The organism is Gilliamella sp. HK2 (assembly GCF_001690265.1).
Lineage (GTDB): Bacteria > Pseudomonadota > Gammaproteobacteria > Enterobacterales > Orbaceae > Gilliamella > Gilliamella apicola_C.
Genome location: NZ_LZGV01000073.1, coordinates 1 through 25,798, shown reverse-complemented (window position 1 = coordinate 25,798; position 25,798 = coordinate 1). Strand labels below are relative to the sequence as shown.

Here is a 25,798-nt window from a genome sequence, read left to right as displayed (position 1 = left end):
AGAGATAGGAAACTGTAATTGAATATCCGCATTGCAACACGAAAAAGCCCTTTAGCTCTATGGCAAGCTAATTTTGTTAAGCAACAGCTATTAGCTGCTCACCCAAATTTAACGGTGGATTTGCTCCCTATGACAACTAAAGGTGACGTATTACTTGATAGCCCACTATCAAAAATTGGAGGAAAAGGCCTTTTTGTTAAACAACTAGAACAAGCAATACTAAATAATGAGGCAGATATTGCTGTCCACTCGATAAAAGATATTCCTGCTGAGTTTCCCGAAGGGCTAGCTCTCACGACAATTTGCAAACGAGATGATGTACGTGATGCGTTTATTTCAAATAAATATTCAAACCTAGATGAACTACCCAATAATGCAGTGGTTGGCACATCAAGCTTACGACGTCAATGTCAATTGCGAGCTAAATATCCACATTTACAAATTAAAGAACTTCGAGGTAATGTCGGCACTCGTTTAGCGAAGCTCGACAATAATGAGTATGACGCAATTATTTTAGCTGCAGTTGGCTTAAAACGGTTGGCATTAGATGGCAGAATCAAACAATATATTGATACCAGCTTAATTTTACCTGCTGTTGGACAGGGTGCGATTGGCATTGAAACAAGAACAAATGACAAGCAAATATTAGATATTCTTTCAGTGCTTGATGATAAAAATAGCCACATTTGTATCCAAGCTGAAAGAGCGATGAATAAAGCCTTACAAGGTGGTTGCCAAGTCCCCATTGCTTGCTATAGTCAATTAAATAATAATACCTTATTATTAGAGGGCCTTGTTGGATGCATTGATGGTTCTAACATAATCAAAGCCTCGTTAACTGGTAGTTTAACCGAAGCAGAAAGGCTAGGACAAGAGCTAGCAAATTGCCTGCTAAAACAAGGTGCAAAAACAATATTACAGGAATTACATCAAAAATGATTTTTGTAACCAGACCCTCTCCAGAGGGTGAAAAGCTTGCCCAACTATTTAATCAAGCAAACTTGCCAGCGCAGCATCTCCCATTTTTTAAAATCTCACAAGGAAATGAGCTTCTAAATTTACAAGAACAATTCAATAATCTTGTACCCAACGATATAGTCATTATTGTTTCACCGCAAGTTACGCATGTTATTAATGCACATTTTTCAAATCTAATATTGCCAACTAACATTCGTTATTACGCAATAGGCAAAAAGTCAGCACAATTATTCAGCCAATTCACTACAGCTAAAATCAACTATCCCGAAAAAGAAAATAGCGAAGGGTTATTGGCAAAACTTCAACAAGAATCTGTACAAAACCATACCATTTTAATTTTATGTGGCAATTCGGGACGACAATTATTAGCACAAACATTAACAAATCGAAAAGCTAAGGTTAAATCTATAGCGTGTTATGATCGCAAGCCAATCAACTATCCATCGAATATATTCTCTAGAAATACTGAAAACCAAATTATCATTATTACCAGCCTAGAACACTTAATCCAACTTGAGTTATATAGCAATCTTAAACATAAAATGCAGGTTAATCTTGTTGTCACAAGCCAACGAATCTTTGCAAAAGCCAAACAACTTAAATGGCAAAAAATTCTACTGGTCAATAGTGCCAATAATCAAAATCTGTTTGAGGCTGTAACGATAAACCATGCTATAACGACATAATAAAAATAGATTAATACGATGTTTATATGCCAAGTAAAACCATTAAAGGTACAAGATGAATGATCAATAAATACTGAGAAAAATGGTACTCGACTTCGAGCTAGCTGTTGTGGATCTAAAAATAAAATCAACTCAATTTAATAATAAACAAGCTACTTAAAAATAGTATATGATCTTTTTTCAATAAAAGAATAATCAAAATTTATTTAAAACAAGATTAACTCTGTGTCATAATGCCAATATAAATTTCTAATAAATCTAAATGAGGTCATTTATGCCACCAAAATACTATGGCGCCAATGCAACACTATCAACAATAAACACAACTTCATTTAGCCAACCATCAACAACTGCGACTCAAAATGAAGCAAATAAGACTATGAAAGAAGACAAAAGAAATTCAACAGACCCACAACCTTATCCACCTGTAGAATCTAAGGCTCAACCCAAGTCAATTAACAACAACGCCAACAGTAGCTGTACCCCTACTTCAAAGCTATCGATAATTGCTATAGCATTAACCGTTTGCTTAAGTGGTTTTGGTTTTTATTATGGTCATCAGCAAATTAAGCAGCAAAAAAAGGTCATTTCGACATTGCAAACTGAATTGGCAAATTTAAAACAAACAACAAAACAAAGCATCACCAATGATTTACAAGATAGTATTAACGATGCAATCAATAAGCAAAACCAACAATTTAACTCGTTAGAACAGCGTGTTAAGCGTGAGCTTGACGATCAGCAAGAAAAGCAACAGCAATTAAGCAATCAATTTAATGATTCATTAAAACTTACCGAACAAAACTTGCAAAAAATTAATGAACGCTTAGCTGCTATGTCCACCACCGATCACAATGTTTGGTTAATTTCACAAGCAAATTATTTAGTACATTTAGCAGGTCGTAAAATATGGAATGACCAAGATTACACATCAGCACGATTACTACTAAAAAGTGCAGATCAAAGCCTTGTACAAGCTGAGGATCCAAGCTTACTACCTGCAAGGCAAGCTATTGGTAAAGATATCAATTCGCTCGCTCAAGTAAGCTTTATTGATACCGATGGTATTATTATTAACTTAATTGGTCTGTCAGAATCAATTACCGAATTACCTTTAGTTGGTAATTATAAAGATATTGACCTTGGTATGACGCTATATAGCGAAGATACTACCAATGCAAACAGCTATAATGATAAATCTCAAAATGTTGATACCACCAGCAATACTGTACAGGCGAATTCTAATAATGTAGTTGATAACAATAATAATGAGTTATCATCATCAATTAGTGAGTGGTCCAGCAATTTGTTAAGCAGTGCTAGGACCTTTATGGATAAATTCATTACTATTGAAAAACTTGACGATAAAGATAACAATTTTAAAGCATGCTTAGAACAAGCTGGCAAAGATGAAAAACAAATCACAAAATGCCAAATTTTAAAAGCACCACTGAGTTTAGAACAATCACTATACCTGCGTGAAAACATTCGTTTCCGCCTATTGATTGCAGCACAAGCAGTACCAAGGCATCAAGAACTTATTTACCAACGAGCACTTAGCGATGCCGCTATTTGGGTTAATGCCTATTTTGATGGTAATGCGCCAAGCGTGAAAGCATTCATTAATGAACTTGAAAGTTTACAAAATCAATCTATCAGTAATCAAAATGTCCCAGAAGGCCTAGCTAGCATCGGCGAGCTTGAAAAACTGATGCAAACCCGTGTTCGTTCAATGTTAGCAAAATAGGAGAATAATGATGATAAAAATACTAATTATTTTCTTAGTGCTAGTCGGTGGATTGTTTCTTGGGCCATTATTACAAGGGCAGCAAGGCTCAGCGGTATTTGAATTTGCTAATTATCGTATTAGCATGTCGTTTAATTCATTTATGATATTTGAATTAATTGGGTTGCTTTTCCTTTACCTAATTTATTGTTTTTTTAGTAAAATATTTAGTTCTAAAACGGCATTAGGCAATTGGCTAAGCTTACATTCACCCAAAAAATCAATAAAACGCATTGAACAAGCACAAACCTTATTGCTTGAGGGCGATTATAAGCAAGCTGCTAAACTTTTTGTAAAAAGCGCTAAAGGGGCAAAAAATATCACTTTATCGTATTTGCTTGCAGCCCAAGCTCAAATCAATAATAATGAATTAATTGAGGCAAATCAATCTCTTGAGCAAGCTGCTAAAAGTTGCCAATCAAAAGATTTATTTACCTTTCAATTGGTACAGATTCGCTTACAAATAAAAAACCACGAATACACTGCTGCAAGAATGACATTGAATCAACTATTAAACGAAAAACCACGCAATGGTGAAGTGCTTAGACTAGCTGATCAACTTTATTACGAAATGGGCGATTATCAAGCAATCATAGACCTATTGCCAGCAATGTATAAAGCTAAAGCGTATAGCGAATTGCGATTAGATCAGCTTAAACAAACAGCCTATATTGGCCGAATTAAACAACTTTCAGCTAGCGATGATCCTCAAGCGCTAGTAAAATGGTGGCACTCACAACCCCGAGCCATCTTAAATAATATTACTTATCAAAAAGCGGTAGCCGATAGTTTTAATCAATTAGGCCAAACCAATGAGGCAGAAAAGTTATTAAAGTCGATAAATAAGCTAGAACCAAAAGAAAGAACATAAAAGCGCACAAATAAAAAACAGGGCAAATGCCCTGTTTTTTATTTGTGAATAGCCTTTATACATCGTAATTAGAAATTAATTATCGAATAACGTAAAATCAAACAATAAAGTAACGAATTAACGCCATAAAGCATATACCAGCAACCACAATACACATTAAATTTTTGGTTACAAAAGCAATAATGACAGTTGGAATTGTTGCTAAGCAATACTCTATATTAAAAGTAGGAAACTGTCCTTGTTTTGCTACAAATAAATTTTGCACAAACAGTGCAGTTAAAATACATAAAGGTACATACGACAAAAACTGAATTACACTATTAGGTAGCTGCAATTTCCGAACCAATAAAAATGGGATAATTCTCGGCAACCAAGTCACTAACCCACAACCGAAAATAATTAATAAGCTATACATTGTCATACATCACGCTCCATTGCCATCCCCATAAAACAACCGATAAGCGTACTGATTAAAATAGCCATTTCAGGAGATACAAAGCGCATTAACAAAATAAGCGTAACCGCAACCGTTAGCATTGCTAAAATTCGATTTTTAAAATGCTTACTTTTATCACCAATTAATTGCAAATATAACAAACCAATAAACATGGCTACTAGAGCATAATCTAAACCGAACAGAGCAGGATCGGGTAACCATTCACCAATTAAAGCACCCAATAAGCAAGATAAAATCCAAGTAGTATAAGCGGTTAAGTTAAGTCCATGCATCCAAGCTGCGTTAATAGGCTCTTTATTAGCAATAGCATTCATAGCAACAGCAAAAGTTTCGTCAGTCAATAAGCTACCAATACCAATATTATTAAATAGCGAAAACTTGCGAAAAATGGGGGCTGTTGCCATGCTCATTAAGAAATGACGTGAATTAATTAAAAAAGTAGTAAAAATAATGGCCGAAATGGGTGTCGCTACCATCATTAATCCAGCAATAATAAATTGTGCTGCACCAGCATAAACGATGATAGCCAGCAACGTAACTTCAAATACTGACAAGTTTGCTGATTTGCCCACAACGCCAGCCGCAATACCAATACCGATGTAACCCAATAATGTTGGAATACAGGCATAAACTCCATCTTTAAATGTTAATGACATAACAACCACCTAAAAATAAACATTGTATTATCGTAAATTATCAATAAGCGCAAAGTATCAGCAGTTTGCTTGAATATAAAAATAAATGCAATGAGTTATTCATTGATTTGCGATATTTTCGATTTTGCAAAAACGCACCTATTGTTAGAAATTAAACCAATCAACAATAGGTAAAATAACAATTAAGAATGACTGCTTTATCTATAGTTTATTACGCTAAAATAAAATGCAGTAGCACAATGTAACTGCATTTCCTCTGCTTATAATATTTGTGCCAAGATATTCAAAGCAAAAAGTTAACTATAGAACTCTACTTTCCATTAATACAAACCGCTCTTGAATATTGAGCATGATTAGGACGATCGCCCTTTATCTGTCGAACATTGGATATTACTACTCACGGAAAACTACGTTTATTAGGTTCTCTTAATTCAGCAATATAGTAAGCAACAAAATCGTCAACAAAAAAACTACTATTTGGGTAATATCCCCATCAAATTACCCCACTCAGTAAATAAACCACCCTAGCCTTACGATAATCTAAAATTAGTACCTTTACCCCAATATTTGGGGTATGCGTTAGTGAATTCTGTGCCATCCTATTGAATCGCGATATGCTTGTGCTTTTTCTCGTATAAAATACGCCTCAACTTTAGATTTTTTAAGGATATACCATTTATCAATCTTAAAACTATACACGGTTTTTGTTTTTTCCTTGCTGCATAATAATAAATGTGGTTGGCACTGCACTAGCTGCGGTTGTTTTGCTTACATCATGTGTTGAGCCGACTAACTCTATCTTTGGCACACCGTCAGAGTCATCGCTAATAATTAAACTAATACTCGAATTTGCTGGGGTTTTTGCTATAGCTAAATGAAATGGCAACACATTTTCAAACAAAAAAATTGAGGGATAAGTGTTTTTTAATTCGACAGGAGGCACGTAGCATAGCGAAGAATGTCATCGTTTATTATTATACCAATAGGTATAAGCCGAAAAAATGTGTTATAGCTCAGTTATGGGATTGAAACATTGACCTTTTACAAACTTTGTTTTAATTGTTTTCAATGTCGCTTCGGCTACTGTATTATCATAAGGTTCCTCTTTCTTGCTTAATGAATGCGGGATATTAAATGCCTTAAAACAATTCTCCAATAACCGATAATCTGCCTATCGAGTAAATTCACTAAAATACATAAATAATGCCAAAGTTGGTTAATTCGAATATAAGTTCAATCCGCAACAACAATTTGCTTTATAACAACTTAACGCAAGTAAGGAAAATAACCGAAGAAGGATTAACGATTTATAACACCGAAAGACCGCATGAGGCATTACACAATATGATACCGATTGAATATAAAACACTAAAACAGGCTGTTTAATTTTCTACGTGAGTTGTGTACTAAGTTTGGGGGGTATTTACACGCCAATTCTAAATTGGAAAAGATAATAACGAACTAGTTTATTGTAGAGTGTGGCGATAGTATTTCTTGCCCCCTTTTAACGGGTAAATGCGCAAACTCTGGCGCAGAGAGCCATAAACCACCATGCGTTTTATGGATATTTATAGATCCAAGTAATATTGGGATAATTTGCAAATGCTTGGGGAAAGAGATAAAAACCACTTAATGTTGGAAAATGAGTATACTTCCATTCAACATTAAAATCAGGTTGGAATTTAATAATAGAATCAAAAAGTAATGTTGTGCAATAAAGATGGGGTTGTTCTCTTGGTGCTAATATAAAAGCTTCTCCTTGTTTAATTAGAAGGTCATTGGCAATTTGCGATCGCTGCACATCAGACAAAAAATTAGGTCTTGCTATAGCATATTTTTCAGCTAATTCAGGAGTAATAAATTCGTTTAAGGTTGACACAATTACTTGATTGAGGCGATTATTATCATCACTTGTTGTAGCGTGGATAATTTTAATCTCTGGCTGAATTGATATAATCATACCAATATGTGAGAAATCACCGCCACCTAACTGATTGACAATAAAACTATCGGTTTGTATACCTTTCCTAAAAACCCAGTCTCCTACTTTTATAGAATAAGGCAATTCAATGGTTTGATTGGAAGAAGAAGCAAGCTGATTAGCAAATGCAAAATTTATCAGCATGAGAAAAATAATAGGAAAGAAACGGTAATATTTCATCAACATTGTTTCACAATTAAAAAGGGTAAAATTTTACCCTTTTATCATTTCTAACATAACAATTAACATTAGCTATAATTTATATTTTCATATTAATTAACCATTTACCATCAACTTTGATTAATGAGATGTTTTTTTCATCTTTTTTAGTATTATCTTTGAAAGAAGCGATAGCTTGTACTTTAGCCATTGTTTTTTCATCATTGGTATATTCTGCAGGTGCTGTTTCGACTTTATCAAAACCACCATGTTCATCGGCAAACGCTTTCCCTCTTTTAAGCGCTTCTTGCATTTTACTTTTCATAAGCGTTGTCATATCTATATCTTTGCTATCTTCTTTAGGAAAATAGATCAGATCCATAACGGTATCTAAATCACCTTTGTAGATTGCTGTGATAAATTTTTCTGCTACTTGTTCTGGTGTTTTTTCTGATGAACAAGCTGTTACCATCAGGGCTAGTAAAAACACACTAAAAAATTTAATAATTGTTTTCATTTTCATTCCTATTATAGATTTATTTAAATTTATAAGTGCTTTCCTAGATAAAATAAAAATGTAGATAAATTAAAAAATGGCATCTAAGGAAAGTGACAAAAATGATACTATGTAATTACCTAAAAAAAAAGCAATTTCATTAAAGCACAAAAATGGTTATTTGAAATTTAATAAGATATTTTGCCAATTAGGATCGAGCGTAGCTTTTAATATTACTTGCTTTTGTTCAATAGGGTGTGTGATTTTCAGTGTATGGGCATGAAGCATTAATCGTTTAATACCGAAATAATCAGCAAATGCTCGGTTTTGATGAAGGTCGCCGTGTTTACTGTCCCCTAAAATAGGGTGAAAAATATGTTTCATATGGCGTCTTAATTGATGTTTACGACCTGTTTGTGGTTTTAATTCGACAAAACTGTATCTTACGCTATCAAATTTCCTCACTTTAATGGGTATTTCAATTTTGCTAATACCTCGGTAAAAAGTCACTGCATTTTGTGCTGGCTTGTTTTTATCAGAAAATTTATCGGCGATTTTATCTAATTCCTCAACTAAAGGATAATCGATTATAGCTTCACCTTCCACGTAACCTCGCACAATGGCATAATAAGTTTTTTCAATTTGCTTCGTTGCAAATTGTTCAGACATTATTCGTGCTATATCGCTAGAGAGCGCAAATAATAGTACTCCTGATGTTGGTCGATCAAGCCGATGAACGGGAAACACATGTTGACCTATCTGATCTCGCAAAGTTTGCATAACAACAACCGTTTCATGTTTATCTAGCCAACTGCGATGTACAAGCCAACCAGATGGCTTGTTAATAGCGATTAGATTGTCATCTTGGTAAATAATTTCAAACATATTTTATTATTACTAACTAATCAATTATAAAAAGAGTTTTTCTAGTTCTATTGCGATGCTTGGGCTATTATTATCGCCAATGGCATAACTTGCTTTAGCTTTCACTTCATCATCAGCATTCCCCATTGCAATTCCTAATCCAGCAACAGATAACATACTGATGTCATTATAACTATCGCCAAAAGCAATTATTTCACTTAGATCAATATTTTCGTGCTTTGCCCAATGCGTTAAACCATTACCCTTGGTATTGCCTTTCACTGCAACATCCGCTCTATTTGACCAAGACCATTCACATGAAAACATATCTAATGCCTCTACTGCATTTGAAAACTGTTGCAATGCAGATATATTATGGCTACTTGTGGCAAATTTGAAAATTGAGGCAGATTCATCTATCAGTTTTTCAAAGCTATTCACTTTTTTGATTTCTGGTTGTAAAAAGAAGGGTAGTGTATTAACCCACTTAAAAAAACTTTCAAGATGATCATCAAGAACTTCATAAGTCATCGATTGATCAGTATAAATTAAAGTATGTATCTTATACTGATTAACTAACTCCAATAATGTTTTTGCTTGATCTTTTGTCATTGGTTTTCCCGCAAACAATTGCTCATTTTCAAAATTGTAAAGATAAGAGCCATTACAGCAAATTGCTGGCGTCGATAAGTTAAGTTGGTAATAATAAGGATAAATTACAGAATGATGGCGCCCTGAAACTAAAATCACTTTTACACCTTGATCGCTTATTTTTTTGATCATATTGGCTGTTTCTGGCAGAACTAAACGATTACTGGTAAGTAATGTACCATCCATATCAAAGGCAACGGCTTTATATTTCATATTTATCCTCTTTGCATAATTATTATGGTCTAGCTAACCATCGCATAACTAACTATCATATAACTAACTAATCACATAACTAATATGCTATATGATAAACTAGGCCACGAGATCAAGTCACACTAAAACTCTATTTTTTGACGACCAATAAATGAATGAGAAAGTGTTGTACCATCAACCATTTCGAGTTCACCACCAACTGGTACACCATGAGCAATTCGAGTTGCTGTTACATTAAACTCTGCGCACATTTGTGCAATGTAATTAGCTGTCACATCGCCTTCAACGGTTGGATTAGTGGCTAAAATGACTTCATTAATTGGTTCTGATGCTAGTTTGATTTTTAATAAATCAAGGCCAATGTCGTTAGGGCCGATACCATCTAATGGTGATAAGTGGCCTAATAATACAAAATAACGACCACTATACTGCCCAGTTTGTTCAATGGCAACGATATCAACTGGTGTTTCGACCACACAAAGCTGTCCGCTACTTTGACGGCGAGCATTTTTACAAATAGAACAAATATTTTGCTCGGTGAATGTTCGACACTCTTTACAATGGCCTATATTTATCATTGCCTCATGCAATTCATGAGCCAATTTAATACCGCCTTGTCGATTTCGTTGTAATAAATGAAAGGCCATTCGTTGTGCTGATTTTGGACCAACACCAGGTAAACAACGCAGTGCTTCCATAAGAGATTCTAGTAATGGACTTATTTGCATGAATTAATCTATTTCTCGCAGATTTAAATTGTTAGGTTAATAATACCTTATTTTCAATAATCTATTAAATAAGAATTATTTTAAAGGTGTATTTAATGTTGGTGAAAATTGAAAAATTGTAGGCAAATTCGTAGGTACAATAGTACTTAGCTGACAACAATTTACATAATAAATTATTAAATCTATACTTATTTATTGATAGATTTTAGTCATTTTTTATTTTTGCACGATGATAACTTTTTAATTCATCACCTTTTAAAAGGCGTGCAATATTACTATTATGGCGAATAATAATCAAACATGAAAGCATAGAAACGGGTAAAGTAAGCTCAGGTCTAAATAGCCAAACATAAAAAGGTGCCATAAGAAAGCCAACAATCGCAGCCACGGATGAATAGCCAGTAATCAATAGCGCCAGTAACCAAGTCAGAATAAAACAAGCTGTAAAATCAAAACCTATTGGAATCATCATACCTAAGGCAGTTGCAACGCCTTTGCCACCACGAAAATGAAAAAAACAGGGAAAGATATGTCCTAAACAAGCAAAAATACCAATAATCCCTAAAAAGAAAGGTGTCACTCCAAGCCGATAAGCTATATAAACGGGAATAGCACCTTTCAACATGTCAAAAATTAAAACAAAAATAGCGGGTAATTTGCCATTTAATCGTAAAATATTGGTTGCACCGGGGTTATGTGAGCCATGTTCAGAAGGATCAGGCAAATGCATGATTCGGCTGATAATTATAGCTCCAGAAAGTGATCCCCCAAGATAGGCAATGATAATCATCAATATAATTTGTAATATCAAAATACAACTCCTTTACTTCTTATAATAATCTTTATTTAATTTAGCATTTAAGTTGTTTGATAACCTAAATGGGAAAGTTAGAAATGAAGCAAACAGAACAATAATCATGGGTAGCTAATTTCTTTATGAGCTGTTGGTCAGAATAACTTAATTTTTCATTAGTAACGCTTTCATTAGTAACATTACTAATTGTTGGGGGGAAAACTAAATTTGTTATAAAGTGTTAAAAAAGAAGGCAGAAACATAAAATCCCCCTTTAAATAGTAGTTTGAAGTTATCTATTTTTAATACTGTAAGCATAACATTTACATTCGTGTTTGCATATAAATTACCATGGTTTTTCAATTGACCATTTAATCTATTGAGATATTAATTATAAGTAACGCTATTTCTAATTAAAGTCATATGTATAATGACTAAGAAACGATTGTTGTATTCTTAACTAAGGTAGCTTGTTTTCTATTGATTTACGAATTTATTGTTGGTATTTTGTGCGATTATAACCTGCTATTTTGTTAACTAAAAATATTAATCATATGAGCAGAAAACAAGAAAATATTAAAAAAACACGCCAGATATTGCCGAGTAATGCTACTTTAATTGCAAATGAAATAGATTACTTAGATTACCAGAAAAAAGCGATTTCTAAAAATCTGACCGCATATCAAGCCTATGAAATAATGACATCTCACCAACCTAAATGGTTAGAAATACTCTTTAGAATAAGGGATTGTTTAGTGAAAGCAGTTGGTATTAAGCCTATTAACGGTTTTAGCCGTTCTCGAAAAGAGAATCATGATTCAAATTTAAACAATATGGTTCATTTTTTTACTATTACAGAGGAAACCGACAATAAACTTACATTAGTTGTAAAAGATTCCCATTTGGATGTTTGTGTCTGCATTATTGTTATAGATGAGCACGATAATTCAAATAAAAATACATTATATTTAATTGCCTCAGTTAAAAATCATAATATTTGGGGTAAATTATATATGTTGCCAGTTTCTATTTTACCTCCTTATATTGTTAAAAGATTATTTCGAAATATTAAATAATGATAGATATATCTACACCGTTACATATATAACAATATTATTGTTATTTAAGAAAATATTAAAGTATTTCACATGCTATAAATTTTTAGCTTTTATTGCGTTTGTTTTATGAACAGATTTTATTTGTTATAAACATTTGCTATTATTTAACCAATACAAGTAAATGCCCTATAACGATTTGTTACTTCGTTTAGATTTGTTATAAACCGTGTTAAAAAGGTGTTATTCATGAAACAAATAAGCAGAAAATGGGTTATTATTGCTGTTGTGGTTGTTGCTATCGTTTTCATTTTATGGCAGCAGTTAAAAACTGATGGATATGGCTCGAATTTTATTAGTGGTAATGGGCGTATTGAAGCAACGGAAATCAATATTTCAACTAAACTAGCGGGTAGAATCGAAAAAATTAACGTTGATGAAGGCGATTTTGTCAAGGTAGGCCAACCACTAGTGGTTATGCAAACTGATACCTTACAAGCACAATTAAATGAAGCCCAAGCTCAACATCGACAAGCTATGAGTGATAAAGTTGTTGCTTTAGCGGCTGTTACTCAAAAAGAGAGTGATTTGGATATTGCTAATAAACATTTACAACGTACTCAAGAACTTTATCAAAAAGGGGCGATTTCGGTTCAGCAATTTGATGATGATACCGCTAAAGTCAATAGTGCAAAGGCGGTGTTAGATTCAGCTAAATCACAAGTTACCACTGCCGATGCGGCGATTGAAGTTGCGCAGGCAAATATCAATGAAATTCAAGCGAATATTAATGACAGCACCTTAATTGCTCCTGTTGATGGACGTATTCAATATCGTATTGCGCAACTGGGGGAAGTTTTACCTTCAGGTGGTAAGGTATTGAATCTTGTTAATCTGTCCGACGTTTATTTAACATTCTTTTTGCCAGAAACAGTCGCTGGTAAAGTTGGTATTGGTGACGAAGTAAGACTGGTTCTTGATGCTTTACCCGATAAAGCGATTTCAGCCAAAATATCATTTGTATCAAGTGTTGCTCAATTTACGCCAAAAACAGTTGAAACAAAAGATGAACGTCAAAAATTGATGTTTAGAGTTAAAGCACAATTAGATCCTCAATTATTAAAATGCTTTATTTCTCAAGTTAAAACGGGATTACCAGGCATTGCTTGGGTTAGGTTAGATACGAATACACCATGGCCAGCCGGCTTATCTGATGTTGCAAAATGTCCAACAAAATAATTGGAGACAGCATATGTCAGATTCAGACAATAAGGATTTAGCTTTACTTAACGAAACTAAATCCCTTGATGATGCAGTAGTAAAAGTAAGTAATGTAACGCTACACTACAAAAAAAACTGTGCGCTTGATAATATTAATCTTTTGATTCCACCGCGTTGTATGGTTGGATTTATTGGCCCTGATGGTGTGGGTAAATCGAGTTTATTATCGCTCATTGCTGGTGCTCATGTTATTCAAGACGGTTCTGTTTATGTATTAGATGGTGATATGAAGGATAAATCACACCGTAAAAATGTGTGTACCCGAATTGCCTATATGCCACAAGGGTTAGGTAAAAATCTGTATCCTACATTATCAGTAGAAGAAAATTTACAATTTTTTGCTCGTTTATTTGGGAATGATGCCGCAGAGCGCAGGCGCCGTATTGATGAGTTAACCCATAGTACTGGATTATATCCTTTTTTATCAAGACCCGCAGGGCGCTTATCTGGCGGTATGAAGCAAAAAGTGAGCTTATGTTCTGCATTAATTCATGATCCTGATTTATTAATTTTGGATGAGCCTACAACAGGGGTTGATCCGCTTTCTCGAGCTCAATTTTGGCAATTGATTAATAAAATTCGTAAACAAAGGCCACAAATGAGCGTGATTGTGGCAACCGCCTATATGGATGAAGCGCAAAACTTTGATTGGTTGGTGGCAATGTATGGTGGAAAGATTCTGGAAACAGGCACACCAAAATCATTATTATCTCAAACCAATAAAGATAATTTAGATGATGCCTTTATTCAGTTAATGCCTGAAAGTGCCAAACAAGCTTATCAAGCTGTTGAAATTCCTCCTTTAGATGTTAATCAAGATTTACAAATAGCAATAGAAGCCAAAAATTTAACTAAACAATTTGGCAACTTTATTGCCGTTGATCATGTTAATTTTTCAATTAAACAAGGTGAGATATTTGGTTTTTTAGGCTCAAATGGTTGTGGTAAATCGACAACCATGAAAATGCTAACGGGATTATTGCCGATCTCATCAGGAGAGGCTTGGCTATTTGGCAAACCAATTGATGCCAGTGATATTAACGTTAGACGGCATTTAGGTTACATGTCTCAAGCTTTTTCTTTATATAATGAGTTAACCGTTGAACAAAATTTGGTATTACATGCGCGCTTGTTTGGTCTTGAGGAAAGTAAAATCCCCGCTCGAGTTGCAGAACTGCTTAAACGTTTTGGCTTAGAACAAGAGTCACAAAATCTACCCGATAGCTTACCTTTAGGGGTAAAGCAACGACTCTCATTATCAGTTGCTGTTGTACATAATCCACAGATCCTTATTCTTGATGAGCCTACATCAGGCGTTGATCCCATTGCCCGTGATGATTTTTGGCGTTTAATTATCGAGCTTTCTAGAAAAGATAAAGTCACCGTGTTTATCACAACTCACTTTATGAACGAAGCAGCTAGATGCGATCGAATTTCTTTAATGCATGCGGGTAAAGTGTTAGCGAGTGATACACCAGATAATATAATTAGCGCAAAAAAGGCTAACACATTAGAAGAAGCCTTTATTCGTTATCTTGTTGATGCTGGGGCTGATAATAGTCATAGTGAAGAACAATTGATTGAAACGCCGAAAACAACAACTAATCATGCTACTGAAACATCAGCAAAGCAACCTTTCCAAGGATTTAGCACCAGACGTATGATAGGGTGTATATGGCGTGAAACACTAGAATTATCTCGAGATCCTTTGCGTGCTTTATTAGCTTTATTAGGTTCAGCCATTTTAATGTTGGTTATGGGATATGGCATTACCATGGATGTTGAAGACTTACGTTTTGCTGTACTTGATCGGGATCAAAGTATAATCAGTAAAAACTATACCCTTAATTTATCGGGCTCTAAACGATATTTTATTGAAAGGGAACCAATTACTGACTATAACAACATGGATGCACGATTACGCAGTAATGATATTGCTCTAGCGATTGAAATCCCACCGAATTTTGGACGAGATATACAACGAGGTGATCCCGTTGATATTGCAATTTGGATTGATGGCGCAATGCCTTTGCGCGCTGAAACCATTAAAGGCTACGTCCAAGGTATGCATCTTGCGTGGTTAAGCGAAAAAGTCAAAGAGACAACAGGGCAAGCCTCAACTAGCCTTGCAAATATAGAAGCAAGGTACCGTTATAATCCAGATGTTAAAAGTTTACCAGCAATGGTACCAGCGGTAATACCTATTTTATTATTAATGATCCCATCGATGTTAGCGGCTTTATCTGTTGTGCGTGAAAAAGAGATGGGATCGATTATCAATTTATATGTGACACCAGTAACTAAAGCTGAATTTTTATTGGGAAAACAAGTACCTTATATCATTATTTCAATGTTCAGTTTTTTATTACTACTCGTTATGGCAGTCACTATTTTTGGTGTTCCCATAAAAGGAAGCCTGTTTACTTTGTGCCTAGCAGCATTTGCTTATTGTATTATTGCAACAGGATTAGGTTTATTGGCTTCAACTGTCACCCGTAGCCAAATTGCCGTTATCTTCCTAACTTGCGTGGGAACCATGTTACCGGCAATTCAATTTTCAGGATTACTTAATCCTATCACCTCATTAGAAGGGGGTGGACGCTATATAGGTGAAGTTTACCCAACAACGCATATGCTAATTATTGCTCGTGGTGTGTTTAATAAAGCACTTAGTTTTATAGAGTTGCATAATTCAATATTGCTTTTATTGCTCACAATACCTATTGTGCTTGGCACAAGTATTTTTCTTCTCAAAAAGCAAGAAGGATAGATATTATGCAAAGTTTAACTAATATTTATCGTTTAGGGATTAAAGAATTATGGGGATTATTGCGTGATCCGATCATGCTATTATTGATTGCCTATTGCTTTACTTTTGATATTTATATTGCTGCAACCGCAACCTCTGATTCCCTAAATCATGCTTCTATAGCAGTGGTTGACGAAGATGATTCGCCTTTATCGAGACAAATAATTGCCGCGTTTTATCCGCCAATGTTTAATCATCCTGTTAAATTAAATTCAATGAATGAAGTCGATCATGGCATGGATACCGATAACTTTACATTTGCTTTAAATATCCCCCCTAATTTTCAGCGCGATGTGCTCAATAACCAAAGTCCAAACATTCAGCTAAATATTGATGCAACACGAATGGGACAAGCTTTTGTTGGTAATGGCTACATCACACAAATTATCACAGGTGAAGTAACCGAATATGTAAATCGTTATAGTCAAGCAACTAATTTACCCGTTAATATACAAGTGCGCACCGTTTTTAACCCTAATTTAACACGATCTTGGTTTGGTTCAGTTATGGAAATTATTAACATAGTGACCACTTTATCCATTATTTTAACAGGTGCCGCCTTAATGAAAGAGCGCGAGCATGGAACCATTGATCATCTCCTTGCCATGCCAGTGACTCCATTTGAAATTATGATATCAAAAGTATGGTCGATGGGGCTTGTGGTATTAATATCAACGTGGATAGCCTTATTACTTGTGGTGCATAGCTGGTTAAATGTGCCAATTGCAGGTTCGGTAACCTTATTTTTAATCGGGGCAGCGCTACACTTATTTGTGACAACATCACTAGGTATTTTCATGGCAACGGTTGCAAAATCAACAGCGCAATTTGCAATGTTACTTATTTTAATTCTGTTACCACTGCAAATGCTGTCTGGTGGTAGTACCCCGCGTGAAAGTATGCCCGAAATTGTACAAAATATTATGCTATTTGCTCCAACTACACACTTTGTTGAATTAGGGCAGGCTATTTTGTATCGCGGAGCGGGGTTAAGTGTTGTTTGGACGTCTTATGCGTGGTTATTAGCAATTGGTACAGTATTTTTTTTAATTGCGTTAAAACGTTTTCGTAACTCGATTGTGAATATGGGCTCATAACTAAATTTATAAAAAGTTTAAAATAGCCTATTTAAAATATTTTATTTATGTGTACAATTTTAACATATGAATACTTGATAACCATTTTCAGTTAATCGCTAAATTTTGCTAAATATAAAAAATTAGCTGATTAAAAACTCGAATAATAAGTAATTATTTTATATATAAATTCTAAATTAATTGTATGAATATAAAGGAATTTACAAAATGTTATAAAATTAAACGAGGAAATAAAAATGGATGTGAAGAAGATGCTTACAACAAACCTTTCTTCTATGAAAGGGGATACTGCGCTTAATCATTATTCGTTATCAATTGACGCTTTAGGTGCATCATTAGACATTTCCGTATTATCAGTTGAAGGTTTAGAGGCATTAAATCAACCGTGGAAATACATTGTTAGTTTTAACAGTGCTAGTTTTAACAGTTCAAGCAAACCGCTTTCAATTGATTCTATGCTAAGCCAATCGGCATCATTGACATTTCACCCACAAAATTTATCACCATTACTAAGTAAAATAAGTAAACTAGGTTTACTTGACCCGCTTGAGAAAACCAGAACACTTTATGGGGTCATTACCGAATTCAATTTGGTATCAATGAACAAAGAGCAAGCTTGTTACCGAATTGTGCTTGAACCTAGAATGGCATTACTTGAAAATAATCGACAATGTGCAATTTTTCAAAACAAGAGTGTTATAGACGTTGTCGAAGAAGTACTGCGTGCTAACGGTTTTATCGGTATTGATTTTAGCTTTAAGTTAAAAGATATTTACCCAGCTAGGGAATTTATTGTCCAGTGGCAAGAGTCTGATCTCTCATTTATAAAAAGGTTACTTGCCGATATAGGTGTTTATTTTTACTTTGACACCCATCCCAAATACAATTGTGAAACCATAATCATTAGTGATTACGAGCAAGGTTTTCAAGATATTGGCTCGCTTGTTATTAAAGAGCCTAGCGGATTAAATGATAGTTACCAGCATAGTGTTTGGCATTTACAATTTAGTAGTAAAACTAAACCAAATCAAGTCAGTGTTAACGACTATAACTACCGAACCGCTAATGATAGCCTCCATACCGATGCCAATAGCCAGCCAAAAGACCTAACAACTCGTGGTGAAGATTATCGATACGAAGAGCATCATAAAAAACTAGGCGATAAGCAAATCATAGAAAGTGGCAATTGGTATGCCAATATTCGTCACCAATACTATATTTCCGAGCAGCTAATTATTTCTGGAAAATGTAATGATTACCAACTAACGCCAGGACAGCGCCTTATTATTAAAGATTGCCCTATCCAAGAAATCAATGAAGGCATTATTATCATATCAACGCATTGCTCAGGCGATCGCACCAAACATTACCAAATGGATTTTACCGCAATTCCTTACAATGCACTTAAACCTTATCGTCCAGCGCCTTTACCTTGGCCACAAGTGAGCGGCACATTACCCGCTAGAGTGACGAGTCCAGATAATGATACTTACGGTTATATTGATACTCAAGGTCGCTATCGTGTTAAGTTTAACTTTGACTTAAAAGAGTGGAAAAAAGGCGAGGAAAGCGTATGGGTAAGGTTGGCCAAGCCCTATTCAGGAGATACCTATGGCTTTCACTTTCCGCTGATTGATGGTACAGAAGTTGCTATTGCTTTCATGAATGGTAACCCTGATAGACCCTATATTGCCCATGCAATGCACGATAGCGCCCACCCAGATCTTGTTTCAACTATTAATAAACACCGTAATGTGATTCGTACGCCAGCAAATAATAAGCTACGCATGGATGATAAGCGGGGGCAAGAGCATATCAAACTTGCCACCGAATATGGTAAAACTCAACTTAACATGGGGCACTTAGTTGATAATGAAAAAAAACAACGTGGTGAAGGTTTTGAATTACGCACTGATGAATGGGGAGCATTACGCGCTGCTAAAGGGCTTTTTATTACAACCGATGCACAATATAAAGCGCAAAATATTCAACTGAATATGCAAGAAGCAAAAGAACAGCTTGATAAAGCGATTAATATGGTCAGTGCATTACAACATGCAGCTAAACAAGCCGAAGCAGAGTTAGCCGACTTAGAAACACAAAAAACATTATTAAACGAATCACTTCAAGAGCTAAATCAAGCGTCTATTTTGATGTCATCAAAAAAAGGCATTGCACAAGTTACACCAGAAAGCATTCAGATTACGGCTGGTGAAAACTTAATGCTATCAAGTCATCAACATACTGATATCAGTGTCTTAAAAAAATTTACTGTGGCTGCGGGCGAAATCATCAGCCTTTTTGCACAAAAGCTAGGGATCAAATTAATTGCGTCTAAAGGCAAAGTCGACATTCAAGCACAGCGTGACGAAATGTCATTAAGTGCGCAAAAAGATCTTAGCATGGTGAGTTGTGAAGGTCGCACTATCATTTCGGCAAAAAAAGAGATGATTTTAACTTGTGGTGGGGCTTATATTCGCTTAGCTGATGGTTCGATCGATATTGCCGCACCAGACAACATATTTTGTCGTTGTGCAACATTACAAAAAGTTGGTCCAGATAGTTTAAGCCAAATGTCTAATAAACTGAAAAGCAGTAATTATATATTTAATTCACGGCTACTTTGGCAAGGTAGTAATCAACCAGTAAAAAATCGCAAAGTAAAAATTATTCGTGCAGATAATAGCGAAATTGAAACAGTAACTGATGAAAATGGCAAATTGCCAGAACAGTATAGCCAATTTGCTGAATCGGTCACCATCGTTATTGAGCCAGAATAAAATAACTGGCTAGACTAATTTTTATTGTTTAACAAATGTTGTTTAACAAAAATTGTTTAACAAAGATGAAGCATATTTAGAAGGATATGACTAATGGGTTGGAATATTCCTAAATTATTAGAGCCAAAACAACAACCAATAAAATACACTTCATATTTGTTGTTCATAAGTATAATACCCCTTATATTTATGGGTTTTGCTCTTACTGTATTGTTTTATAATGGTACTAATCAGGCAATATTTTGGTTTTTTTCTGTTATATTGCCACTGATTATTTGGCTTTTAATGCTAGCTATAAAAATAAATAGTAGTTACTTTAACGACATTTATAATGAAGAACTCGCTAAAGTTAATGAAGAATCAACACAACATTGGCAAGCATGGAGCAAAGTACAAATTCCTATTTTTGCTAGTCATGTTATTTGTGCAGAGCCAAATGGCGTTCAAACTTTAATTGGTGATCCTAAACAGATACCGCTTTATCCTGCTAAAGCACGGCCACTATTTAACTCCACAGCATCAAATAAACCTTTTTGGTTTTTAAATGAAGTTATGCAAAATCTAGAGCAACAATGCCCAAATTATCGTAAATATTTAAGCCATATCTATTTACCTCAATCACTTATGGATGATGAGGATTTAACCGAGGCAATCTTTACACATTGGCGTTTACGTGTTGAGCCTATTATGGATTATAACGTCTGGATTGCAGAATTATATCAACATACTGATGATATCGAATTATCGCTTATTCTAACTTGCCAATATAACGATACCTCTTACCACCATCACAGTAAGTTTATCAGTGCGTTACTAATTGGTAGCACAACATTGATTGACAATCAAAAGTTACAAGCTAAAGCGTGGTTAGGGCGATTAATGGTTGCAGAACAGGATCTATCGGCAGATCTAACACAACTGGTTACTTATACTCAACTGCCGGTCACCGACATTAAAGATATTTGGGTATCAGGATTAGATAGAAAAAACCGTACAGCTTTAGCCATTACTATTAATACATGGGGGATTGATAACAATGATAATGACGATGACCAATACAACCAACAACTTATTCACAATATCGATTTAACTTTTGCCAAACCAACTGAATTAACTAAATATTTTGCGTTAGCATTAGCCAGCAATTGCATTGACAGCCATTTTGATGAACAGCTATGTGTTGTGCAATTTGACCATAAAACGATATTGCAGTTAATCACTCGCCAAAAATTAGTGTAATAAAATAAAAAGGATATGGATTGAAATGACCGAAAATAGCAACCAGCAACGTTATGCTTTTAATACAATGCCATCTTCAAACAATAATATTACCGACATTCATATTGCAAAAGAGCGCAAGCTTGTTCCGATTATTTTTCTACCTGGGGTGATGGGCAGTAATTTAAAGGATAAGGAAACAAATGAAAAAGTTTGGCGTTTAGACAGTGAATTTAGTGCATTACCATGGCTTTTATGGAAAATAGGTGATGCCGAAGCAAGAAAAGAAAAATTAGATCCCCAAAAAACCGAAGTTGATGATCGTGGCGAAGTGGTTGACGCTGCAAGTAATCAGGTTCTTTGGGTTAAGACGTGTGGCATGGCTGAAGATTCAGACCTAAGCTATGAAAGCTTACAACAACAAATAGATCAAGCCATTAAAAATCATCCTGAAAATAAACGGTTTGGTACCCGCCGTGAACGTGGTTGGGGTAGCGTTTCTTACATAAGTTATGGCAATTTTTTAGAAAACTTTCAATCGTTTTTATTTCAAACAAGTGGACAGATTTCAAGCAAGCTAAAAAGTTTAACCAAACAACCGTCGTTTACCTTAGCGGCAGGTTCAAAAACCGAATTAACCTTTACCGATGATCAACTAAATATTTGTGAAAATTATGACCTGCCCATCCATGTGATGGGTTATAACTGGTTAGCATCGATTACGGACAGCGCTGCGTGCTTAAAAACCTTAGTGGAACAAACCATACCTGCTTTTTATAAAAAAAGGGGAAGAATTGTCGATAAAGTCATTGTAGTTACCCACTCTATGGGGGGCTTAGTTGCCCGCTATTATACGGAAGCGTTAGGTGGGCAAGACAAAGTCTATGGTGTAATTAATGGCGTACAGCCCTCAACCGGTGCTGTGGCAGCCTATACCCGAATGAAGCGCGGTAACGAAGCAAGCTGGCCTATGGCTGAAGTATTGGGGAAAGATGCCGCCGAAATGACCGCCGTTTTAGGCCAATCCCCCGGCCCCTTGCAATTATTGCCCAGTGTTGATTATGGCATGGGTTGGTTAACCATTACCAATCCAGCAGGTCAATCGCAATCTTATCCCAAATCCGACCCATATAAAGAGATTTACTTAAATAAAGACGATTGGTGGTGTGTTTGTGAACCCCACTTGATTAACCCTCTCAATAGTGATCATGATATAGCACAAATGCAAAAAGATTGGGGAAAGTATAAAAATTTAATAACTAAGGAAGTTAAAACGTTTCATGAGGAAATAGCCCATAAGTATCACCCCAGTACGTATGTGTTTTATGGTCTTGATGATAATGAACAACAGATAAAAAAAGAGTTTTTAACCTATGATATTGCCCACTGGCGAGGGCAATATATTAAAGGCTATAAATCTCAAGCTAAAATCGCAACAAGCAATCATATTGGCGATCAAAATCGGCTTGATTTAAGCGAAATCTTAGAAAGTCGAACCTTGGCTACAAACAATAATAACGGGGAAGAGGTTAAAGAAACTATGGACTACGACACAGAACAAGCTGCCAATTATACCTACTCTATAGGCAATATTGTCGAACGCTATACCCTTAAACCCGCAACAGCCAATGGTGATAGCACCGTGCCCAAATGTTCAGGGGAAATCCCTATTGAAAGCATTAAAGCACGTATGCATATTCCGGTTGATCATGAAGGGGCCTATAAAGAGGCGATCGCACAAGAATTTACTTTGCGCGCCATTGTCGACATTTTACTTGAAGTCAATAAACAAGATGAACCCCAAACAACGGCTGACTAACAAGCACTATGTGTTAATTATTACACTACTAGTTATTTTATTTTTGACTTATCGCTATTTTAGTAAGGAGATACGTATGGTTACCCTATCGCCCGAACAGCAACAACAAGTGGATCAACTGCTAAACAATACCGCCACCCGCTGTGTGGGGGTTTACTTAATTGATCTGCCCAAACAATTTAAAGCCCCTCAATCAAATGAGTTTTATTATACGTATAATAATGAAATCAAGATCAAAACGGAACAACTCTATCTGCCACCGTTTAAACAGATGATCGCTCTGCGTGAGCAAGAGCTAAAAAACACGCGACCGGTTAACCCTATTAATGGTGATTTTTTAAAAGTCATTCACCCTGTGCCTACTCGCAACCCACAAATAATGCAGGGTATTATTTTTGAACGGATGGAAAAAATAACTATCCCTGATGTCGCCAGAATATTAGAAGGTTATCGCTGGCAAGATGATGTCGCCTTAAAAATTGAAATAAAAGCGACTAATGGTTTAGCTAGTCGTTATGATCAAGATAGAAAAGATTATCCTGATATTTATAATAATGACGTTCCTGAAAAACTAGCACAGATGTATAAACTGTTTGAACATATTAGTGTGCGAGATGATTATAATATCCCCACTGAGCCTGGTTTTTGCTTTATTTATGGTTTTATGCATGGCGGAGTAAAAGAAGATAAACATATGTACTTTTTATACCGATATGAAGAGAGTGACGATTTTTCTATCGATTTTAATTTATATGATTATTCCTATAATTTTTCGCTACTTGATGTCCCCGATATCGCGATGCTACCATCGCCAGATAGTGATGCCCATACTGTCTATAAAGGCACCCGAGAAAGCAATCAATTAGTGATGGAAGAGCGAATAATGAAAGGAATGCTGTTTTCCGATGATAATGAATATTACCCAAGAAAGCGAGAAGGGTATATTTTTAACTTAGGAATTCATCTCTCTAAAAAGGCTAATTATAAAAAACCGAGATTACTGTTAAAAATGCATTATAAAATACCGCAGAATAACCATATTCCAAGCTACAGTGAAGAGCAACTTATGGTGATTTGGCGCGAAATTACCAACAGTCTGAGAATAAGGGAAGGTTCGTTTGCCGATGAAGAATAAAAGACGATGGGTTTTAATTGGGGTAATAATTATAGCCATGATATCTTTACTGGTGGCTTACCGCTGTGCTCGTTCAGATATTAGGCACCTTACCCTATCACCCGAACAGCAACAACAAGTGGATCAACTGCTAAACAATACCGCCACCCGCTGTGTGGGGGTTTACTTAATTGATCTACCCAAACAATTTAAAGCCCCTCAATCAAATGATTTTTATTATACTTATAATAATAAAATCACGATCAAAACGGAACAACTCTATCTGCCACCATTTAAACAGATGATCACCCTGCGTGAGCAAGAGCTAAAAAATACGCGACCCATTGATGCAATTGACGGGACTTTTTTAAAAAACATTTACCCCGTGCCCACCCGCAATCCACAAATAATGCAGGGTATTATTTTTGAACGGATGGAAAAAATAACTACCCCCGATTTTGCTAGAATATTAGAAGGTTACCGCTGGCAAGATGATGTCGCCTTAAAAATTGAAATAAAAGCGACTAATGGCTCAGCCAGTCGTTATGATCAAGATAGAAAAGATTACCCAAATAGCTATAGAAATGACGTTCCTGAAAAACTAGCACAGATGTATAAACTGTTTGAACATATTAGTGTGCGAGATGACTATAGCATCCCCACTGAGCCTGGTTTTTGCTTTATTTATGGTTTTATGCATGGCGGGGTAGAAGAAGATAAGGATATGTACTTTTTATACCAATATGAAGAGAGTGACGATTTTTCTATCAGTTTTGATTTATACGATGATTCAGATGATTTTTCGCTACTTGATGTCCCCGATATCGCGATGTTGCCATCGTCAGATAGTGATGCCCATACTGTCTATAAAGGCACCCGAGAAAGCAATCAATTAGTGATGGAAGAGCGAATAATGAAAGGAATGCTGTTTTCCGATGATAATGAATATTACCCAAGAAAGCGAGAAGGGTATATTTTTACCTTAGGAATTCATCTCTCTGATGCCGATTATAACAAACCGCAATTAATGTTAGAAATGCATTATAAAATACCGCAGGATAACCATATTCCAAGCTACAGTGAAGAGCAACTTATGGTGATTTGGCGCGAAATTACCAACAGTCTGAGAATAAGGGAAGGTTCGTTTGCCGATGAAGAATAAAAGACGATGGGTTTTAATTGGGGTAATAATTATAGCCATGATATCTTTACTGGTGGCTTACCGCTGTGCTCGTTCAGATATTAGGCACCTTACCCTATCGCCCGAACAGCAACAACAAGTGGATCAACTGCTAAACAATACCGC

At 35.4% G+C, this 25,798-nt stretch carries 23 protein-coding genes and 1 pseudogene; 14 read left to right on the top strand and 10 right to left on the bottom strand.

Features of this window, described 5'->3' with window-relative positions; all coding sequences use genetic code 11:
- Positions 1 to 18 precede the first annotated feature (18 nt).
- The 4 genes from hemC to A9G45_RS06800 all read left to right on the top strand — a co-directional run bounded on the left by hemC (position 19) and on the right by A9G45_RS06800 (position 4,321).
- Positions 19 to 939, top strand: coding sequence for a hydroxymethylbilane synthase (hemC, locus tag A9G45_RS06815; protein WP_065567482.1), 921 nt, complete (start codon positions 19 to 21; stop codon positions 937 to 939).
- Entirely contained in the window at positions 936 to 1,664 is a 729-nt protein-coding gene (locus A9G45_RS06810) for a uroporphyrinogen-III synthase (RefSeq protein WP_065567483.1), read from the top strand. The genes hemC and A9G45_RS06810 overlap by 4 nt, the downstream gene beginning before the upstream one ends.
- Positions 1,665 to 1,938: 274 nt before the next feature.
- Positions 1,939 to 3,411 carry a uroporphyrinogen-III C-methyltransferase gene (locus A9G45_RS06805; RefSeq protein ID WP_065567484.1) on the top strand — a complete coding sequence of 491 codons (1,473 nt, stop codon included), beginning with the start codon at positions 1,939 to 1,941 and terminating at the stop codon, positions 3,409 to 3,411.
- Between the two features lie 7 nt (positions 3,412 to 3,418).
- A complete protein-coding gene (locus A9G45_RS06800) occupies positions 3,419 to 4,321 on the top strand; it encodes a heme biosynthesis HemY N-terminal domain-containing protein (protein ID WP_081295799.1) in 903 nt (300 codons plus the stop codon).
- A 97-nt stretch (positions 4,322 to 4,418) separates the two neighbouring features.
- Here the strand turns inward: A9G45_RS06800 and A9G45_RS06795 are convergent, their stop codons facing one another.
- From A9G45_RS06795 to A9G45_RS14985, 4 genes and pseudogenes are all read right to left on the bottom strand, one after another.
- Positions 4,419 to 4,742, bottom strand: coding sequence for an AzlD domain-containing protein (locus A9G45_RS06795; RefSeq protein ID WP_065566825.1), 324 nt, complete (start codon positions 4,740 to 4,742; stop codon positions 4,419 to 4,421).
- On the bottom strand, positions 4,739 to 5,434 hold the full coding sequence (locus A9G45_RS06790; protein WP_065566826.1) for an AzlC family ABC transporter permease: 696 nt from the start codon (positions 5,432 to 5,434) through the stop codon (positions 4,739 to 4,741). The genes A9G45_RS06795 and A9G45_RS06790 overlap by 4 nt, the downstream gene beginning before the upstream one ends.
- Before the next feature lie 691 nt (positions 5,435 to 6,125).
- A complete protein-coding gene (locus A9G45_RS06785; RefSeq protein ID WP_141673632.1) occupies positions 6,126 to 6,320 on the bottom strand; it encodes a hypothetical protein in 195 nt (64 codons plus the stop codon).
- Positions 6,321 to 6,461: 141 nt separating this feature from the next.
- Positions 6,462 to 6,575: pseudogene (locus A9G45_RS14985) on the bottom strand (IS3-like element IS655 family transposase); the annotation flags it as partial.
- Between the two features lie 62 nt (positions 6,576 to 6,637).
- Here A9G45_RS14985 and A9G45_RS13810 point away from each other — a divergent pair.
- Positions 6,638 to 6,820: an integrase core domain-containing protein gene (locus tag A9G45_RS13810; RefSeq protein WP_081297854.1), complete on the top strand. Its 183-nt coding sequence runs from the start codon at positions 6,638 to 6,640 to the stop codon at positions 6,818 to 6,820.
- Between the two features lie 172 nt (positions 6,821 to 6,992).
- Here A9G45_RS13810 and A9G45_RS06780 read toward each other — a convergent pair whose 3' ends face one another.
- From A9G45_RS06780 to plsY, 6 genes are all read right to left on the bottom strand, one after another.
- On the bottom strand, positions 6,993 to 7,601 hold the full coding sequence (locus A9G45_RS06780) for a hypothetical protein (protein ID WP_081297853.1): 609 nt from the start codon (positions 7,599 to 7,601) through the stop codon (positions 6,993 to 6,995).
- A gap of 73 nt (positions 7,602 to 7,674) precedes the next feature.
- On the bottom strand, positions 7,675 to 8,091 hold the full coding sequence (locus A9G45_RS06775; RefSeq protein ID WP_065566828.1) for a DUF4878 domain-containing protein: 417 nt from the start codon (positions 8,089 to 8,091) through the stop codon (positions 7,675 to 7,677).
- Positions 8,092 to 8,247: 156 nt separating this feature from the next.
- Entirely contained in the window at positions 8,248 to 8,955 is a 708-nt protein-coding gene (gene truC / locus A9G45_RS06770; RefSeq protein WP_065566829.1) for a tRNA pseudouridine(65) synthase TruC, read from the bottom strand.
- 24 nt (positions 8,956 to 8,979) lie between these two features.
- On the bottom strand, positions 8,980 to 9,798 hold the full coding sequence (locus A9G45_RS06765; protein ID WP_065566830.1) for a pyridoxal phosphatase: 819 nt from the start codon (positions 9,796 to 9,798) through the stop codon (positions 8,980 to 8,982).
- 122 nt (positions 9,799 to 9,920) lie between these two features.
- Positions 9,921 to 10,526: a recombination mediator RecR gene (gene recR / locus A9G45_RS06760; RefSeq protein ID WP_065566831.1), complete on the bottom strand. Its 606-nt coding sequence runs from the start codon at positions 10,524 to 10,526 to the stop codon at positions 9,921 to 9,923.
- A gap of 205 nt (positions 10,527 to 10,731) precedes the next feature.
- Complete coding sequence (gene plsY, locus A9G45_RS06755; protein ID WP_065566832.1) at positions 10,732 to 11,316, bottom strand: glycerol-3-phosphate 1-O-acyltransferase PlsY; 585 nt, start codon at positions 11,314 to 11,316, stop codon at positions 10,732 to 10,734.
- A 557-nt stretch (positions 11,317 to 11,873) separates the two neighbouring features.
- Between plsY and A9G45_RS06750 the strand changes: the two genes are divergently transcribed.
- The 9 genes from A9G45_RS06750 (at position 11,874) to A9G45_RS06710 (ending at position 25,654) form a co-directional block, all read left to right on the top strand.
- Positions 11,874 to 12,395 (top strand): DUF2867 domain-containing protein, encoded by a 522-nt coding sequence (locus A9G45_RS06750; RefSeq protein WP_065566840.1) that lies wholly within the window; start codon positions 11,874 to 11,876, stop codon positions 12,393 to 12,395.
- Positions 12,396 to 12,623: 228 nt separating this feature from the next.
- Positions 12,624 to 13,613 carry an HlyD family secretion protein gene (locus tag A9G45_RS06745; protein ID WP_065566833.1) on the top strand — a complete coding sequence of 330 codons (990 nt, stop codon included), beginning with the start codon at positions 12,624 to 12,626 and terminating at the stop codon, positions 13,611 to 13,613.
- 13 nt (positions 13,614 to 13,626) lie between these two features.
- On the top strand, positions 13,627 to 16,425 hold the full coding sequence (rbbA, locus tag A9G45_RS06740; protein ID WP_065566841.1) for a ribosome-associated ATPase/putative transporter RbbA: 2,799 nt from the start codon (positions 13,627 to 13,629) through the stop codon (positions 16,423 to 16,425).
- A 5-nt stretch (positions 16,426 to 16,430) separates the two neighbouring features.
- Positions 16,431 to 17,561 (top strand): ABC transporter permease, encoded by a 1,131-nt coding sequence (locus A9G45_RS06735; protein WP_065566834.1) that lies wholly within the window; start codon positions 16,431 to 16,433, stop codon positions 17,559 to 17,561.
- Positions 17,562 to 17,797: 236 nt separating this feature from the next.
- Positions 17,798 to 20,341 (top strand): type VI secretion system Vgr family protein, encoded by a 2,544-nt coding sequence (locus A9G45_RS06730; protein ID WP_081297850.1) that lies wholly within the window; start codon positions 17,798 to 17,800, stop codon positions 20,339 to 20,341.
- 93 nt (positions 20,342 to 20,434) lie between these two features.
- On the top strand, positions 20,435 to 21,580 hold the full coding sequence (locus A9G45_RS06725) for a hypothetical protein (RefSeq protein ID WP_065566835.1): 1,146 nt from the start codon (positions 20,435 to 20,437) through the stop codon (positions 21,578 to 21,580).
- A gap of 25 nt (positions 21,581 to 21,605) precedes the next feature.
- Complete coding sequence (locus A9G45_RS06720) at positions 21,606 to 23,378, top strand: esterase/lipase family protein (protein WP_065566836.1); 1,773 nt, start codon at positions 21,606 to 21,608, stop codon at positions 23,376 to 23,378.
- 76 nt (positions 23,379 to 23,454) lie between these two features.
- Positions 23,455 to 24,513 carry a T6SS immunity protein Tli4 family protein gene (locus A9G45_RS06715; RefSeq protein ID WP_065566837.1) on the top strand — a complete coding sequence of 353 codons (1,059 nt, stop codon included), beginning with the start codon at positions 23,455 to 23,457 and terminating at the stop codon, positions 24,511 to 24,513.
- Positions 24,503 to 25,654: a T6SS immunity protein Tli4 family protein gene (locus A9G45_RS06710; RefSeq protein WP_065566838.1), complete on the top strand. Its 1,152-nt coding sequence runs from the start codon at positions 24,503 to 24,505 to the stop codon at positions 25,652 to 25,654. The genes A9G45_RS06715 and A9G45_RS06710 overlap by 11 nt, the downstream gene beginning before the upstream one ends.
- Positions 25,655 to 25,798 lie beyond the last annotated feature (144 nt).